At 69.6% G+C, this 16,397-nt stretch carries 13 protein-coding genes; 9 read left to right on the top strand and 4 right to left on the bottom strand.

The window, feature by feature from the left end; genetic code table 11:
* The first annotated feature begins 351 nt into the window (after positions 1 to 351).
* The 3 genes from gltB to YWM_RS23065 all read left to right on the top strand — a co-directional run bounded on the left by gltB (position 352) and on the right by YWM_RS23065 (position 6,958).
* Positions 352 to 4,920: a glutamate synthase large subunit gene (gltB, locus tag YWM_RS0110350; protein ID WP_028850661.1), complete on the top strand. Its 4,569-nt coding sequence runs from the start codon at positions 352 to 354 to the stop codon at positions 4,918 to 4,920.
* A complete protein-coding gene (locus YWM_RS0110345) occupies positions 4,913 to 6,373 on the top strand; it encodes a glutamate synthase subunit beta (protein ID WP_028850660.1) in 1,461 nt (486 codons plus the stop codon). The genes gltB and YWM_RS0110345 overlap by 8 nt, the downstream gene beginning before the upstream one ends.
* 102 nt (positions 6,374 to 6,475) lie before the next feature.
* Entirely contained in the window at positions 6,476 to 6,958 is a 483-nt protein-coding gene (locus YWM_RS23065) for a tetratricopeptide repeat protein (protein ID WP_425426536.1), read from the top strand.
* 7 nt (positions 6,959 to 6,965) lie between these two features.
* On the opposite strand, the gene YWM_RS0110335 is transcribed toward YWM_RS23065, so the two are convergent.
* From YWM_RS0110335 to YWM_RS23060, 3 genes are all read right to left on the bottom strand, one after another.
* On the bottom strand, positions 6,966 to 7,676 hold the full coding sequence (locus YWM_RS0110335; protein ID WP_028850659.1) for an alpha/beta fold hydrolase: 711 nt from the start codon (positions 7,674 to 7,676) through the stop codon (positions 6,966 to 6,968).
* Positions 7,677 to 7,741: 65 nt separating this feature from the next.
* Positions 7,742 to 8,623, bottom strand: a complete 882-nt coding sequence (locus YWM_RS0110330; protein WP_028850658.1) for a universal stress protein — start codon at positions 8,621 to 8,623, stop codon at positions 7,742 to 7,744.
* Positions 8,624 to 8,674: 51 nt separating this feature from the next.
* On the bottom strand, positions 8,675 to 9,856 hold the full coding sequence (locus tag YWM_RS23060) for an MFS transporter (protein ID WP_043660581.1): 1,182 nt from the start codon (positions 9,854 to 9,856) through the stop codon (positions 8,675 to 8,677).
* Positions 9,857 to 10,035: 179 nt separating this feature from the next.
* On the opposite strand from YWM_RS23060, the gene YWM_RS23055 reads away from it, so the two are divergent.
* The 6 genes from YWM_RS23055 to YWM_RS23045 are packed head-to-tail and all read left to right on the top strand — an operon-like array spanning position 10,036 to position 15,626.
* A complete protein-coding gene (locus tag YWM_RS23055) occupies positions 10,036 to 11,007 on the top strand; it encodes an ABC transporter substrate-binding protein (protein WP_084612306.1) in 972 nt (323 codons plus the stop codon).
* Positions 10,997 to 12,031, top strand: coding sequence for a FecCD family ABC transporter permease (locus YWM_RS0110315; protein ID WP_084612305.1), 1,035 nt, complete (start codon positions 10,997 to 10,999; stop codon positions 12,029 to 12,031). The genes YWM_RS23055 and YWM_RS0110315 overlap by 11 nt, the downstream gene beginning before the upstream one ends.
* Positions 12,028 to 12,843: an ABC transporter ATP-binding protein gene (locus YWM_RS23050; RefSeq protein WP_052344753.1), complete on the top strand. Its 816-nt coding sequence runs from the start codon at positions 12,028 to 12,030 to the stop codon at positions 12,841 to 12,843. Before YWM_RS0110315 ends, YWM_RS23050 begins: the two co-directional genes overlap by 4 nt.
* A complete protein-coding gene (locus tag YWM_RS0110305) occupies positions 12,840 to 13,643 on the top strand; it encodes a Rossmann-like domain-containing protein (RefSeq protein ID WP_028850656.1) in 804 nt (267 codons plus the stop codon). Before YWM_RS23050 ends, YWM_RS0110305 begins: the two co-directional genes overlap by 4 nt.
* Complete coding sequence (locus tag YWM_RS0110300; protein ID WP_028850655.1) at positions 13,640 to 14,677, top strand: GHMP family kinase ATP-binding protein; 1,038 nt, start codon at positions 13,640 to 13,642, stop codon at positions 14,675 to 14,677. The genes YWM_RS0110305 and YWM_RS0110300 overlap by 4 nt, the downstream gene beginning before the upstream one ends.
* Positions 14,598 to 15,626 carry a pyridoxal-phosphate dependent enzyme gene (locus tag YWM_RS23045; protein ID WP_052344752.1) on the top strand — a complete coding sequence of 343 codons (1,029 nt, stop codon included), beginning with the start codon at positions 14,598 to 14,600 and terminating at the stop codon, positions 15,624 to 15,626. Before YWM_RS0110300 ends, YWM_RS23045 begins: the two co-directional genes overlap by 80 nt.
* Here YWM_RS23045 and YWM_RS0110290 read toward each other — a convergent pair.
* A complete protein-coding gene (locus tag YWM_RS0110290; protein ID WP_028850654.1) occupies positions 15,608 to 16,387 on the bottom strand; it encodes an IclR family transcriptional regulator in 780 nt (259 codons plus the stop codon). The two genes, YWM_RS23045 and YWM_RS0110290, sit on opposite strands and share 19 nt — an antisense overlap.
* Between the last annotated feature and the right edge of the window lie 10 nt (positions 16,388 to 16,397).

The raw sequence follows: 16,397 nt of genomic DNA, 5'->3' as shown, positions 1-16,397 counted from the left end.
AGGAATACAACAAATTTCACAATCGTTTCCTGCGGGGGTTTCGCGGGAGCAGGATTTCACCGTAAAGTAACTGAACTCCCGGTGATCCCGGGCGTTCCGCGACCGCGGCCGGCCCACAGCGGGGCTGGCGCGGGTACGCGTGTCGAGCGCACATCGTGGTGCGCCGTCTTCTCATGGCCGCACAGTGTGGTGCCGGCCGATGCCCCGCTCGGATTGGGTCGCATTGTCGCGAGCCCTTCGAGTTGACCATCGCACCGAGCAGGTTCGCCGTTACACGACCGTGACTGCCTGACAAAGGACGGCTCAACGTACCTGCACGGCGCTGACGCCACACGGAAGGACAAGCCAGCCGTGTCCCACCACACCCCTGGCCCTCAGCAGGCCGGCCTGTACGACCCGTCGTACGAGCACGACGCCTGCGGTGTCGCTTTCGTCGCCGACCTCACCGGCCGACGCGATCACTCGATCGTGCGCAAGGCGCTGACGGCACTGAAGAACCTGGAACACCGCGGTGCCCGCGGTGCCGAGCCGGACACCGGTGACGGCGCCGGCCTGCTCATCCAGGTTCCCGACGAGTTTTTCCGCGCCGTCGTGGACTTCGACCTGCCGCCTGCCGGACGGTACGCCGTCGGTACCGCGTTCCTGCCCACCGACGACGCCGCGCGCGAGTCGGTGATCAGCACCGTCGAGCGGATCGCGGTCGAGGAAGGCATGCGCGTGCTGGGTTGGCGGGACCTGCCGATCGATCGGCAGCATGTCGGCCGGATCGCGGCGTCCACGATGCCCGCGTTCAAGCAGCTGTTCCTCGCTCCGCAGGACCTGGCGGTGACCGGACTCGACCTGGAGCGGCTCGCCTACGTGGTGCGCAAGCGCGCCGAGCACGCGTGCGAGAACAGCGACCCGGCGGGCGGCATCGGGCTGTACTTCCCCAGCCTGTCCAGCCGCACCATCGTCTACAAGGGCATGCTGACCGAGCCGCAGCTGGAGAAGTTCTTCCCCGACCTGTCCGACGAGCGGATGGTCAGCGCGATCGGCCTGGTGCACAGCCGGTTCAGCACCAACACGTTCCCGTCCTGGCCGCTGGCGCACCCGTACCGGTTCATCGCGCACAACGGCGAGATCAACACGCTGCGCGGCAACCGCAACTGGATGGACGCCCGCGAGTCACAGCTGGCCAGTGACCTGTTCTCCGGTGACCTGTCCCGGATCTTCCCCATCATCACCAGGGGCGCGAGCGACTCGGCGTCGTTCGACGAGGTACTCGAGCTGCTGCACCTCGGCGGCCGCAGCCTGCCGCACGCGGTGCTGATGATGATCCCGGAGGCGTGGGAGAACCACGAGGAGATGGACCCCGCGCGGCGGGCGTTCTACCAGTTCCACTCGGCGATGATGGAGCCGTGGGACGGGCCTGCGCTGGTCGCGTTCACCGACGGCACCCAGATCGGTGCGGTGCTGGACCGCAACGGCCTGCGCCCGGCGCGTTACTGGGTGACCGAGGACGGGTTGGTCATCGCCGCGTCCGAGGTCGGTGTGCTGGACGTCGACCCGGCCACGATCGTGCGCAAGGGCCGGTTGGAGCCGGGCCGGATGTTCCTGGTCGACACCGAACAGCACCGGATCATCGACGACGACGAGCTGAAGGGTCAGCTGGCCAACGAGCACCCGTACCAGGCGTGGTTGGACCACCCGACGACGGGCATGCTCGACCTGGAGCAGCTGCCCGAGCGCAAGCACGAGGTCCCCACCCAGGCGTCGCTGGTGCAGCGCCAGCAGGTGTTCGGCTACACCCAGGAGGACCTGTCGGTGCTGGTCGCACCGATGGCGAAGACCGGCGCCGAGCCGATCGGCTCGATGGGCAACGACGCGCCGCTGGCTCCGCTGAGCGACCGGCCGCGGCAGCTGTTCGACTACTTCACCCAGCTGTTCGCCCAGGTGACCAACCCGCCGTTGGACGCCATCCGCGAAGAGCTGGTGACGTCACTGGGCACGCAGGTGGGGAGCGAACCGAACCTGCTGGCGGCGGACCCGCGGCACGCCCGCAAGATCACGCTGCCGTTCCCGGTGCTGGACAACGACGAGCTCGCCAAGCTGGTGCACGTCAACGACGACGGCACGCTGCCGGAGTTCCAGTCCTACACGGTGCGCGGCCTGTACGACGTGCACGGCGGTGGCGCGGCCCTGCAGGCGCGGTTGCGGCAGATCTGCGACGAGGTGGTCGAGGCGATCGACGACGGCGCGCGGATCATCGTGCTGTCCGACCGCGGGGCCACCAAGGACAAGGCCCCGATCCCGTCGCTGCTGCTCACCGGCGCGGTGCACCACCACCTGGTGCGGGAGAAGCTGCGCACCCAGGTCGGTCTGATCGTCGAGGCGGGGGACGCCCGGGAAGTGCACCACATCGCGCTGCTGATCGGTTACGGCGCGGCGGCGGTGAACCCGTACCTGGCGATGGCCACCGCGGAGGCCATGGCCGAAAGCGGCGAACTGGGCCCGGACGTGGACGCCAAGTCCGCCACGACCAACCTGATCAAGGCGCTGGGCAAGGGCGTGCGGAAGACGATGTCCAAGATGGGCGTCTCCACCGTCGCGTCCTACACCGGTGCGCAGATCTTCGAGGCGCTCGGCCTCGGCGAGGAGGTCATCGACACCTGCTTCACCGGGACGACGTCGCGGCTGGGCGGTGTCGGGTTCGACGTGCTCGCCGAGGAGGTGGCCAAGCGGCACCGGCTGGCGTTCCCGCCGGACGGGGTGCGGGCCAGCCACCGCGGCCTGGAGCAGGGCGGCGACTACCACTGGCGGCGTGAGGGTGAGTACCACCTGTTCAACCCGCACACGGTGTTCAAGCTGCAGCACTCCACCCGCGCGGGCAAGTACGAGATCTTCAAGGAGTACACCAAGGCGGTCGACGACCAGTCCGAGCGGCTGGGCACGCTGCGCGGGCTGTTCGAGCTGAAGGTCGGCGAGCGGCCGCCGGTGCCGATCGAGGAGGTGGAGCCGGTCTCGGAGATCGTCAAGCGGTTCTCCACCGGCGCGATCTCCTACGGCTCGATCTCCAAGGAGATGCACGAGACGCTGGCCATCGCGATGAACCGGCTCGGCGCCAAGTCGAACACCGGTGAGGGCGGCGAGGATCCGGGCCGGCTCTACGACGCCGAACGGCGTTCGGCGATCAAGCAGGTCGCGTCGGGTCGGTTCGGGGTCACGTCGGAGTATCTGGTCAACGCCGACGACATCCAGATCAAGATGGCGCAGGGCGCCAAGCCGGGTGAGGGCGGTCAGCTGCCCGGCGCCAAGGTCTACCCGTGGATCGGCAAGACCAGGCACTCGACGCCGGGTGTCGGCCTCATCTCGCCGCCACCGCACCACGACATCTACTCGATCGAGGACCTGGCGCAGCTGATCCACGACCTGAAGAACGCCAACCCGGCGGCCCGCATCCACGTGAAGCTGGTCTCCGAGGTCGGTGTCGGCACGGTGGCCGCGGGTGTGTCGAAGGCGCACGCCGACGTCGTGCTGATCTCCGGCCACGACGGCGGCACCGGCGCCTCTCCCCTGTCGTCGATCAAGCACGCCGGTGGCCCGTGGGAGCTCGGCCTCGCCGAGACGCAGCAGACGCTGCTGCACAACAAGCTGCGGGACCGGATCGTGGTGCAGACCGACGGTCAGCTGAAGACCGGCAGGGACGTCATCATCGCCGCGTTGCTGGGCGCCGAGGAGTTCGGTTTCGCCACCGCTCCCCTGGTGGTCTCCGGCTGCGTGATGATGCGGGTCTGTCACCTGGACACCTGCCCGGTCGGGGTGGCCACGCAGAACCCCAAGCTGCGGGCCAAGTTCAACGGCAAGGCCGACTACGTGGTCAACTTCTTCGAGTTCATCGCTCAGGAGGTCCGCGAATACCTGGCCGCGCTCGGTTTCCGCTCCATCGCCGAAGCGGTCGGGCACGCCGAGTACCTCGACACCCGCAGGGCGATCGACCACTGGAAGGCGTCCGGCCTGGACCTGTCGCCGATCCTGTACGTGCCGGAGACGGCGCCTGCCGGGCCGCGTAACCGACAGCGCGCCCAGAACCACGGCCTGGACAAGGCGCTGGACAACACGCTGATCCAGCTGTCCCAGGGCGCGCTGAACGAGGGCCGTCCGGTGCGGCTCGAGCTGCCGGTGCGCAACGTGAACCGCACGGTCGGCACGATGCTCGGCCACGAGGTCACCAAGCGCTGGGGCGGCGAGGGCCTGCCGGACAACACGATCGACGTGACGTTCACCGGCACCGCGGGCCAGTCGTTCGGCGCGTTCGTGCCGCGCGGCATCACGCTGCGCCTGTACGGCGACGCCAACGACTACGTGGGCAAGGGCTTGTCCGGCGGACGGATCATCGTCCGGCCGCACCCGGGCGCCCAGTTCGCCGCGGAGAAGAACCTGATCGCGGGCAACGTGATCGGCTACGGCGCCACCAGCGGGGAGATCTTCCTGCGCGGCATCGTCGGCGAGCGGTTCTGCGTCCGCAACTCCGGCGCCACCGCGGTGGTCGAGGGCGTCGGTGACCACGGCTGCGAGTACATGACCGGTGGCCGGGTGGTCGTGCTCGGTGGCATCGGCCGGAACTTCGCCGCGGGCATGTCCGGCGGTGTCGCCTACGTGCACGACCTGGCCGCGTACAAGCACCGGGTCAACCCGGAGATGGTGGACATCGATCCGCTGGACGACGAGGACATCGCGTTCCTCCACGAGGTCGTCAGCAAGCACTACGACGAGACCGACTCGGCGGTGGCGCGCGCGCTGCTGGCCGACTGGGACGCCGAGGTGCAACGGTTCGGCAAGGTCATGCCGAAGGACTTCAAACGCGTGCTCGCCGCCAGGGCTGCCGCCGAGCGCGACGGTCGGGACATCGACGAGGCTGTGATGGAGGCGGCTCATGGCTGACCCGAAGGGCTTTCTCACCACGACCCGGGAGCTGCCCCGCACGCGCCCGGTTCCACTGCGGCTGAAGGACTGGCGGGAGGTGTACGAGGATCCCCGCGACTACATCGCCAATCAGCTGCCGAAGCAGGCCGGGCGGTGCATGGACTGCGGCATCCCGTTCTGCCACCAGGGCTGCCCGCTCGGCAACCTGATCCCGGACTGGAACACGCTGGTCTGGAAGCAGGACTGGGCGGATGCCGTCGAGCAGCTGCACGCCACGAACAACTTCCCCGAGTTCACCGGGACGCTGTGCCCTGCCCCGTGCGAGGCGGCGTGTGTGCTGGGCATCAACGACGATCCGGTGACCATCAAGCGGGTCGAGCTGTCCATCATCGACCGCGCGTGGGAGGCCGGCTACGTCAAGCCGCTGCCACCCGCCACGAAGACCGGCAAGTCCGTCGCCGTGGTGGGTTCGGGTCCTGCCGGCCTGGCCGCCGCGCAGCAGTTGACCCGTGCCGGCCACGACGTGACCGTCTTCGAGCGGGCCGACGCCATCGGCGGGCTGCTGCGCTACGGCATCCCCGAGTTCAAGATGGAGAAGTGGCGGCTGGACCGCCGGCTGGACCAGATGCGGGCGGAAGGCACGCGGTTCAAGACCGGCGTCGAGGTCGGTGTGGACATCACCGCCGACGAGCTGCGCGCCCAGTTCGACGCCGTCGTCCTCTCCGGTGGCGCGACGGCGTGGCGTGACCTGCCGATCCCCGGCCGGGACGCCGAGGGTGTCTACCAGGCGATGGAGTACCTGCCCGGAGCCAACCGGGTGGCTGCGGGCAAGCTCGACGAGCCGCCGATCACGGCCAAGGACAAGGACGTGGTGATCATCGGTGGCGGTGACACCGGCGCCGACTGCCTGGGCACCGCGCACCGGCAAGGCGCCCGGTCGGTGACCCAGTTGGAGATCATGCCCAAGCCACCCGAGACGCGGTCGGAGGCTCACCCGTGGCCGACCTACCCGATGATCTTCCGGGTGTCCTCGGCGCACGAGGAGGGCGGCGAGCGGCTGTACTCGGTGAGCACGCAGCGGTTCCTGACCGACGAGAACGGCAAGCTGCGCGCGCTGGAGCTGGTCGACGTCGAGCAGGTGGACGGCCGGTTCCAGCCCATCGAGGGCACCGAGCGGGAGCTGCCCGCCCAGCTGGTCACGCTGGCCATGGGCTTCGTCGGCCCGGAGAAGGGCGCGCTGCTCGACGACCTGGGCGTGGAGTTCGACGAGCGCGGCAACGTCGCCCGCGGCGAGGACTTCCAGACCAACGTCGAGGGCGTGTTCAGCGCCGGTGACATGGGCCGCGGTCAGTCGCTGATCGTGTGGGCCATCGCCGAGGGCCGGGCCGCGGCCGCCGGGGTGGACGCCTACCTCACCGGCCGGGACATCCTGCCGGCCCCGATCAAGCCGACCGACCGCCCGATCGCCTGAGTCGCCTCAGGCCCCTGGTCAACGGTCCGCCGACAACGGCGTCGGCGGACCGTTCCCTTATCGTGGGCGGGTTCATCGGCAGCGACGGCGAGGGGATGTGGCATGAGCTCCGACTGGGAGGCGCGGCTGGCCAAGGCCTGGGCAATGCTCGACGAGCTACCTGGCGAGGAATTCCGGAACCGCATCGAGCAGCTCGCCGCGGAATGCCCGCTGGAGGGCGGGGTGGCTGATTTCGAGCGGGCCTGCTCGTTCGACTCGACCGGTCACCCCGAACAGGCCGTCACGCTGTACCAACAGGCTTTGCGCGACGGGCTGACCGGGATCCGCCGGCGGCGAGCGGTCATTCAGCTCGCCAGCTCGCTGCGCAACATCGGCCGCCCGGAGCAGAGCGTGGAGTTGCTGCGCCCGGAGCTCGACGTGTCGGACGAACTCGACGACGCGGTCCGCGCCACGTTGGCGTTGGCGCTGGTGGAACTCGGCCACCGGCCGCGAGGCTGTCGGACACGTCGTCTGTGCGCTGGCTCGTCACCTCCCGCGCTATCAGCGCTCCATGGCCACGGTCGTCAGTTGATCGACCCGGCGTGAACCGAGGTCATCCGGCCGCGTTCACCGCGGACACGAGCAGGTCGGCCAGCTTCTCGGGCTCACTGAACTGCGGCCAGTGCCCCGTCGGCAGGTCGACCATCTCGACGTTGCGCACCTTGGCCACCTCGCGCGTGTAGGGGTGGTCGCTCTCGATCATCTTGCGCATCTCGTCGCTGGTGAACTCGCACGTGATGATCGTGATCGGAACGTCGTACCGCCGTTCGTCGGACAGCTGCTGCGGATCCTTCGCCACCCGCTCGGGCGTCGGAACGGCACGGGCGCGGAACTGCGCACGCAGCTCGTCGTCGAGGCCGACCAGGCTCTGTTCGTCGAAGAGCGACCAGTCGGGCAGTGGGATCTCCCCGTTCTCCGCGGGTAGCTCCGGGTTGATCGAGGCGCCTTCGCTGAGCGGCCCCGCGTCCACGTAAATCGCCCGCGCCACCTTGTCCGGCCGCGCGTCCACCGCGCCGTGCACGATCGGGCCGCCGCCGGAATGGCCGACCACCACCACCGGGGCCGACTGCGCGTGCGCGTCGATTTCCGCGACGACCGCGGCCACATGATCACGCAAGGTGATACCCGACCGGTCCGCTTCCCGTGACTCGAGGCCGGGCAGCGTCATCGGGTGTGGGCGGTGCCCCGCGGCACGCAGCGCGGGCAGCACCGCGTCCCACGACGAAGCGTCGAGCCAGAACCCCGGAACCAGAATCACATCCATGCCGCGACAGTATCCCGACGGACCGACAGTGCGGGCCGGAATCGGTGAACGCGCAGCGTGAGTGGTCAGTCGGGCTGGGGTCGCACCACCATGACCGGGCACTCGGCGTAGTGCAGCATCGCGTGGCTCGTCGAGCCGACCAGCAGGCCGGTGAAACCCCCGCGTCCTCGGCTGCCCACCACCAACACGCTGGCGTCCTCGCTCCGCTTCAGCAGGCACTCGCGCGGCCGCGCGCACACGACTTCCGGCTCGACGTCCACATGCGGGTAAAGGTCGGCCCACCGGCTCAGCCAACCGTCCAGAACGCGCCGTTCGGCAAGCTCGACCAGCTCGGGCTGCTCGCGTTGGTCCGGCCGGTGCGAGTCGGCGTGGCAATAGGCGTGCACCGCCACCAAGGGGACGTCCCGGCGCGCTGCCTGCGCGAACGCGCAACCAAGCGCCAGGTTGCTCAGCTCGCTGCCGTCGACGCCGACCACCACCGGAGCGTCCGGTCTGTCCCGCCCGCGCACCGCAACCACCGGGCAATGCGCGTGGGCCGACAGAGTCAACGTCGTCGACCCCAGCAGCACGCCCGCCAGCGTTCCTCGGCCCGAGCCGCCCAGGACGACGCAGCGCGCGGTGCGCGACTCCGCGATCAGGGCCAGCACCGCGGGTTCCGTGGTCGACGACTGCGTGATCTTCAGGTGCGGAACGATCTCGAGTGCGGCGGTGCGGGCTTGGTCGAGCAGCGCGTTGGATTCCTGTTCGAGCAGGCCGAACAGCTCGGTGGACGGAGCGATGGCGCCGCCGGGGAAGAATTCCGCCGAGCCGATGGCGTGCACGAGACGCAGATCCGTGCCCTCCCCCGCCGCGTGCGCGGCGGCCCACCGCACCGCGCGCAGCGAAGCTTCCGACCCGTCCAGCCCGGCTACCACCGGGCCATGCCAGCGCGGCCATCGCTCGGTCATCGCCCCAGGGTAGGACGAGCGGATCTTGCTCGAAACCCCGTCGTTGCCCCATCACGGTGACTCGTGTCCGAACTGTCGTGAAGTCGGGACCCAAGCGGCCGCCGCCGGGGCGGCGAAGCAGACGATGACGCAGGTGAGCAGCACGGCATCGACACCGAATGCGTCGACCGCCGGGGCGATGAGCGCCAGCCCGACCGGGGACAGTCCGTAGGACAGCAGGAAGTCCAGCGACGAGACCCTGGCCAGCTTGTCCGGCGCCACCTCGCGCTGAGCGGCGGTGAACCACGGCACGTTGAACAGCTCGATTCCGACGCCGGCGAGTACGTAGCCCGCGACGACCACTGCCGGGTGGACGGGCAGCAGCAAGCCCAGCGGGGCGAACCCGTAGCACGCCAGCCCGGCCAGGGCGGCCCACCCGCGAGCCCGAGGTCGCCACCGCGCCACGATCACCGCCCCGGCCAACGCGCCTGCGGTGTATCCCGTCAGCGCGGCGGCCAGCACCGCTTCCGAGCCGAACGCGTCCCTGCTGACCACCGGTAACAGCACGCCGGTCGCCGCGTAGCCGGTGGCGATGACGGCGGTGAGCGCACCCAGGCCGGCCAGGAACCACGGGTGTCGCCGTGCCTCCCGTAGCCCATCGGTGAATTCGCGTACGAAGCCGTCACGTTCGCCCCGCCCGCTCGGCGTGCCGGCACCTCGCGGCGGAACCACCGCGGTCACCAGCCACAGAACGCCGATACCGGCCAGTAGGGCTCCCGCTCCGGCGACGGTCGCCACCAGTGCGGTTGCCGCGGGCGCGATCAACGTGGTGGTCCGCACCGCGAACGTCATCGCCGCATTGGCCTGCTGTCGGCGGTCGGCGGGTACCACTTCCGCGGTCAGCGCCTGGAATGCCGGGCGGCACGCTCCTTGCCCCGCTCCGGCCGCCGCGGCCGCGATCGCCATCACGGTCACCGACCGGCCGAGGGCCATCGCGATCACCGGGGTGGCGACCGCCGCAGTCAGGCCCGCCGCCCACACCACGTGTCGGCGTGCGTAGCGGTCGGCGAACACACCACTGACCGGCACGGCAAGAAGAAAACCCACGGTGCGTGCCGCCAGCACGATGCCCAAGCCGCTCGCGGTCAGGCTCCGCTCCAACACGGCCAGCCCCAGCACGAACGGCAACGCCCACGTGGCAAGACCGGAGCACGTCGTGGCCAGCCAGAGCCGGAGAAATCGGGTGTCCCGCAGGACCGATCGTTTCGCGGGTTCCGGCTGTTCCGCGGTGCGGACTCCTGCTTCGGCTTGTTCGGTCGACTGCGGCGGCACGAGTGTCCCTTCGACGATGTGACTCCGAGCATTGTTATTGAAAACGATAATCAACTTCTATTACTGTCTCGCTCGGGACCCCCGAACGACTTGGAGTTGCCATGACCTCACGCGTGGTCGCCGCGGCGGTTTGCGGCCTGATGCTGCTCTCCGGGTGTGCTGCCCCGAGCACCCCCGAGTCCGGTGCCATCACCGCCACGAGCTGCGGCATGTCGCTGACGTTCGCCGAGCGCCCCAAGCGCGTGGTGACGCTGGACCAGACATCCACCGAGACGCTGCTCGCGCTCGGCCTGGCGGACCGGATGGCCGGCACGTCGAACTTGAAGACGAAGGTGGCCCCACAGTTCGCCGCCGACTACCGGCGCGTGACGGTGCTGAGCCCGAAGCTGTTGACCGCCGAGCAACTGCGGGCGGCAAATCCGGACTTCGTGGTCGCCTCGTTCGCCGAACAGTTCACCCGCGACCGGGTCGGCAGCCGCGAAGAGCTGCACGAACTCGGCGTCCCCACGTTCGTCAGCGCGGTGGACTGTCCGTCCGGCGACGCCTCACCGTTCGACCGTCTTCATCAGGACTACCGCACCCTCGGGCAGATCTTCGGCGTCGAGGAACGCGCCGAGAAGTTGATCTCCGACCAGCAGGAGGCGCTGTCGAAGGCGAGCTCGCGCAACATCGCGGGTGAGCCGAAGGTGCTGTGGCTCTACTCGGTCTTCAACGACGTTCCGTACGTCGCAGGCGGTACCGGGATTCCGCAAGCCATGAGCGATCTCCTCGGCGTCCGCAATGTGTTCGCCGACGTCGACGAGCACTGGCCGGAAGTCTCGTGGGAGCAGGTCGCGGCGCGCGAACCCGACGTCATCGTGGTCGGCGATCTGTCGGAACGCGGCGCACCGGGCGACAGCGCGGACGAGAAGATCGCCCAGATGCGGCGGCACCCGGTGATGGCGCAACTGCCCGCGGTCCGGAACAACCGCATCATCCGGGTGTCGGGTATCGAGTTGGACCCGTCGGTGCGCTCGACCCACGCGCTTGCTCAGGTGGCACGGGCGCTGGCGGACATCAGTCATGATCTCTAGCCGGCAAGCCGACGTCCGCACCGGCCGGGCGAGCGTGCTTCCCGCGGCGGCAGCGGTCGCGCTGCTGGCTTCGGTGGCAACCAGCCTGGTCATCGGCACGGGCGGCATCGGCTACGGAGATCTGGTCAGCGTCATCGGCGTTCGACTCGGGTTACCGGTGGAGCCGCTGGCGCCGTTGACCGACTCGCTCATCTGGCAGTTGCGGATACCCCGCGTGCTCCTGGCCGCCACGGTCGGGGCGGCGTTGGCCGTCTGCGGGGCGGTCCTTCAAGCGCTGACTCGCAACGCCCTCGCCGACCCTTACCTGCTGGGCGTGTCCTCCGGTGCGTCAACCGGCGCGGTGCTGGTCGTCGTGACGGGCATCGGCAGTACGGTCGGCGTCACGGCAGGCGCGCTCGCGGGGGCACTGTCCGCCTTCGGCCTGCTCCTGCTGCTCTTGCGGGGCAGCGGGTTGGACTCGCTGCGCGTGGTCCTCACCGGGGTCGTCGTCGGGCAGTTGTTCACCGCGCTGACGTCGTTGCTGTTGATGGCCTCAGGTGACGCGGACACCACGCGGTCGGTCACGTACTGGCTGCTCGGCTCGCTGGCCTCGGCGCGCTGGGACGGCGTCATCCTGTGTGCCATCGCGACCGCGTCGGCGTTGCTGGTCGCCCGGTACTACGCGAGCTCGCTGGATGCGCTGGGTTTCGGTGCCGACACCGCAGCGTCGGTCGGTGTGGATGTTCGGCGCACCAGGCTGGTGCTGCTCGTGGTGACGTCGACGCTCACGGCGGTGGCCGTCTCGGCGGTCGGCGCGATCGGGTTCGTCGGATTGATCGTGCCGCACGGTGTGCGGTTCCTGGCCGGACCGCTGCACCGCACGCTGCTCCCCTACAGCGCCGTGGCCGGCGCGGTGTTTCTGGTGTGGGCCGACGCACTGGCCAGGGTTCTGCTCGCACCCCAGGAAGTTCCGGTCGGAGTGTTCACCGCGTTGGCGGGCGTGCCGCTGTTCCTGCTCATTCTCAGACGGCGAGGTGAACTGTGAGGCTCGACGCCGACCACCTCACATGGGAAACCGCAGGCCGGCGGATCCTGCACGCCGTCACCCTCGACGTCCGACCCGGCGAAACCCTCGGCATCATCGGGCCGAACGGCTCGGGAAAGTCGACGCTCCTGCGATGCCTGGCGGGACTGCGCACGCCGTCGGCGGGCACGGTGCGCTACGACGGCCGCGACATCGCGAGGTTCACCGCCAAAAGGCTCGCCCACTACGTCGCGTTCGTGGAGCAGGACGCGCAAGTGGCCTCCGAGCTGCGCGTGGCAGACGTCGTGATGCTCGGCCGCACGCCGTACCGCTCGCCGTGGCGAGGCTCCGACGAACGCGATCAGGCCATCGTGGCGGAAGAGCTGGAGCGTATGGGGCTGTCGCACCTACGTGATCGCCCGTGGCGGGGCCTGTCCGGCGGCGAGCGCCAGCGCGCACACATCGCCCGCGGGCTTGCCCAGCGCACCGGCTGCCTGCTGCTGGACGAGCCGGTCAACCACCTCGACATCCGTCACCAGCTCGAGCTGCTGGGCATGCTCGCCTCCTCGCCCACCACGGTGCTGATCTCGCTGCACGACCTCACCCTCGCCGCCCGGTTCTGCGACCGGTTGGCGCTGCTGGACCACGGCCGGCTCGTCGCGCTGGGACCACCGGGAGAGGTACTGGCCGGCGATCTGGTGCGCGCCGTCTTCGGTGTCGACGCCCGGCTCGAGACCGACCACGTCGGACACCCAATCGTCACCCTGCACACGGTGACCGAACTCGAAGCCCCCTCAGCAGTTGTGAGCACAGAACAAGGAGACCGTGCATGACCGTGACCGGCCTGCTGACCGACGCACTCGCCGGACGGCTCGGCCCCTCCCCCGCCGAGCTGACCGCCACCAGTGTGTTCTGGCTTCATCACGGCACCCGCCTTGCCGACGGCGACGTTACCTACCGCAACCAGTACGTGCTCGTTCGGTGCGGCACTTCGTTCGGCGCCTGCGCGTTCGAGGCCGACGAGGTCGAGCCGGGGCCGTGCGCCGAAGCATCCGGTCAACCGCTTGCCACGCTGCTCCGGTCCGGTCCGTTGCCGCTGCGCGTCGCCGCGCTCGATGCCTACCTGGCGAGCCTGCAGCCGTTCCGTGACGACCCGCGGGCCGAACGTGTCACGTTGCCGGCCGGGACGCCGGAACGCCGAGCACACGCCAGGGATGCCGCCATCGCTGAGCTGCTCCACGTCGGCTCGGGCGCCAAGGTCGCACTGATCGGCGTGGTGAACCCACTGGTGGCCGCGATCCGGGACCGAGGAGCGGAATGCCTGCCGTGCGACTTCAATCTGCGCCGCACGCAGTGGGGCGACCCCGTCTCGAACGACATGCATCAGGTTCTCGGCGCGGCGGACGCCGTGGTCGCGACCGGCATGACGATCGGCAACGGAACGTTCGACACGATCCTGTCGGCCTGCCGGGATCGCGGACTGCCGTTGCTCGTCTACGCCCAGAGCGGGGCTGCCATCGCCCGTGCCTTCCTCTCCACCGGGGTGTCGGCGCTCAGCGCGGAGCCGTTCCCGTTCTCACAGTTCAGCGCCGACCCCACGACGCTGTACCGCTACCGCACGGATCAGTCGTGATCGGCGTCGGCCATGCCTCCGGGCACCACGGAGAACTGATCCAAGGCCTCTTCCTCGACGACCAGGGCAAGCCATGCCGCGGCCTGGTCACATTGCCCGCTCCGCAGGTCGGTGCCCACGCGGAGTTCCGCCGGGATGGCGAGCTGCCCGCAGGGCGCATCCTGGTCGACCCGGCAGACCGGCGCAAAGCAGCCGAGGCCGCAGCGCTCGCGATCGGCGAGTGCGCCACACGAGCCGGAGTGCCGGAAACGGGCGGCCGTTTACGGCTGCGTGGGCAGCTTCCGGTCGGGATCGGCATGGGCTCGTCGACCGCGGACATCATCGCGACCATTCGCGCAGTGGCCGCCGCGTATCACTGCGTCCTCTCCCCTGCCGACATCGCGCGCATGGCCGTCCGGGCCGAGACGGCCAGTGACCCGCTGATGCTCGCCGGGCAGCCGGTGCTGTTCGCACACCGTGAAGGCCGTGTGCTCGAAGATCTTGGTGCCGCGTTGCCTCCGCTGACCGTGGTCGGTTGCCTCACCGGCGGCGCCGAGCCGGTGGACACGCTCGGTCTGCGACCGGCTTACGGGCCCGATGACGTGGCCCAGTTCGAGGCGCTGCGGACTCGCCTGCGAGCAGCGATCCGCGACGGAGACTGTGCCGCCGTCGGCCAGGTGTGCACCGACAGCAGCGTGCTCAACCAGCGCGTGCTGCCCAAAGCCGAGCTGGACACGCTACGGGAGATCGCCGACGAAGCCGGCGCGGTCGGCGTGCAAGTCGCGCACAGCGGCAATGTCGCCGGCCTGCTCTTCGACGCCACGCATCCCGAGCTGGCCCGGCAAGTTCACCGCTGCCGCGTTCGCATGCAACACGCAGGCATCCCCACCACCCGGGTGTTCCCCGCCCGGCCGGCAGCGTCCCCCGCCCCTCCGACCGTGTCCCCCGCCCGTCCGATCATGAAGGAGAGCAGACGTGCACGACCACATCAGCCAGGCCATCGGCACTCCCGACCTGGTGCAGGTCGAGGACGGGCTCGTCTGCCTGAGGTTTGAGACGATGAAGGTCGTCTCCGCCACGGCGGCCGTTCGGCATCTGCTGGACACCGGAGTCGTGCGACCCGGGGACACCGTGCTGGACAGCTCGAGCGGGATCTACGCCTATGCACTGGCGTTGGCGTGCCACCGCTACGGTCTGCGCTGCTACATCGTCGGCTCCACCACCGTGGACGAGACGTTGCGTGTCCAGCTGTCGATACTCGGCGCCGAGCTCGAGCAGATGCCACCGTCGGACAGTCTGCAACTGGACCAGAACCGGCGAGTGCAGCGCATCCGCGCACTTCTCGCAGCCCATCCCGACTGGCACTGGATGCGCCAGTACCACGATCGGATTCACTACCTCGGCTACCGCGTGGTTGCCGAGATGATCCGGGCCGAGCTCGGCGGCCGAGCCCTGACCCTGGTCGGCGGCGTGGGCTCGGGCGCCTCCACGGGCGGGCTGGCCACCGCCCTGACCGAGCTCGGCGTACCGGTCACACTCGTCGGCGTGCAGCCGTTCGGCAGCGTGACCTTCGGCAGCGACCACCTGGCCGACCCGGACATGATCATCGCAGGCATCGGCAGCTCGATCCCGTTCGGCAACGTCGACCACGACCGCTACGACGTCATCCACTGGCTGGCATTCCGCCACGCGCTCTCCGGCAGCGTCGACCTGCTGCGCAGGCATGCGATCTTCGCCGGACTGTCCACCGGAGCGACGTACGTGGCGGCCCGCTGGGAGCGTCGACTTGCCGACGTCGCGACGCTGTTCATCGCAGCCGACACCGGCCACCGCTACGTCAACTCGGTCTTCCAGCGGCACGCCGAAGCCGCCGACGTCGACACGCTGCAACCGCACGAGATCAACGATCTACGAGAGATGCGATTGCCCTGGTCACGAGCCCATTGGCGGGGCATGACGCGGCCGAACGCAACGCCGGAGGTCCGTCACGCGCCGGCGCGATAACCCAGCCGCGACGACGCCAGGTCGGCAGCGTGGCACACCAGCGGCACGAGCTCCTTGAGCCGATCGGCATCCAGCCGATACGACGGCCCGGACACGCCGAGGGCGGCGACGACCTCCCCGGCGTCGTCGCGCACCGGAGCAGCAGCTGACGTCAGGCCGTCCTCCAACTCGTCCACCGCCACGGCATAACCGTTGACGCGCACCCGGCTTATTTCCGCTCGCAGCGCCGCCGCGTCGACCAGCGTCCGCTCGGTGTAGCGCTCCCTCGGACGCGCCAGGGTTTCGGCGAGCTTCTCCTCCGGCATGCTCGCCAGGAAGATCTTCCCCGGCGACGTGGCGTGCAGCGGTGTCTGCCGACCCAGCCAACTGCGACTGACCACGAACGACGTCGAGGCGATCTGGTCCACGGTGACGCACTCGGTGCCTTCCAGCACGTTCAGCGTGACCGTCTCCTCGGTGTGGCGGGCCAGCCACTCGCATCCCGGCCGCGCCTGCTGGTTCAGGTTCGGCTCGTCGTTCACCCCACGGGCCAGCCTGGCCAGGCCGACGCCCAGCCGGTACTTGCCGCTGTCGGCGTGCTGCTCCACCAGGCCGCCCGCCTCCAACGTGCTCAGCAGGCGGAACGCGGTGGACTTGTGCACGCCGAGTTCGTTGCCGATGTCGGTGACGCCGGACCACCCGTAGCGGGCAAGGAATTCCAGGATGGCAATGGCCCGCTCGACCGACTGCACCCCACCGGATCGTCGCTCTTGGCTGGTCACGCCGACAGAG

It is taken from the genome of Thermocrispum municipale DSM 44069, assembly GCF_000427825.1.
GTDB lineage: Bacteria > Actinomycetota > Actinomycetes > Mycobacteriales > Pseudonocardiaceae > Thermocrispum > Thermocrispum municipale.
This window is presented reverse-complemented; position numbering and strand designations above follow the sequence as displayed.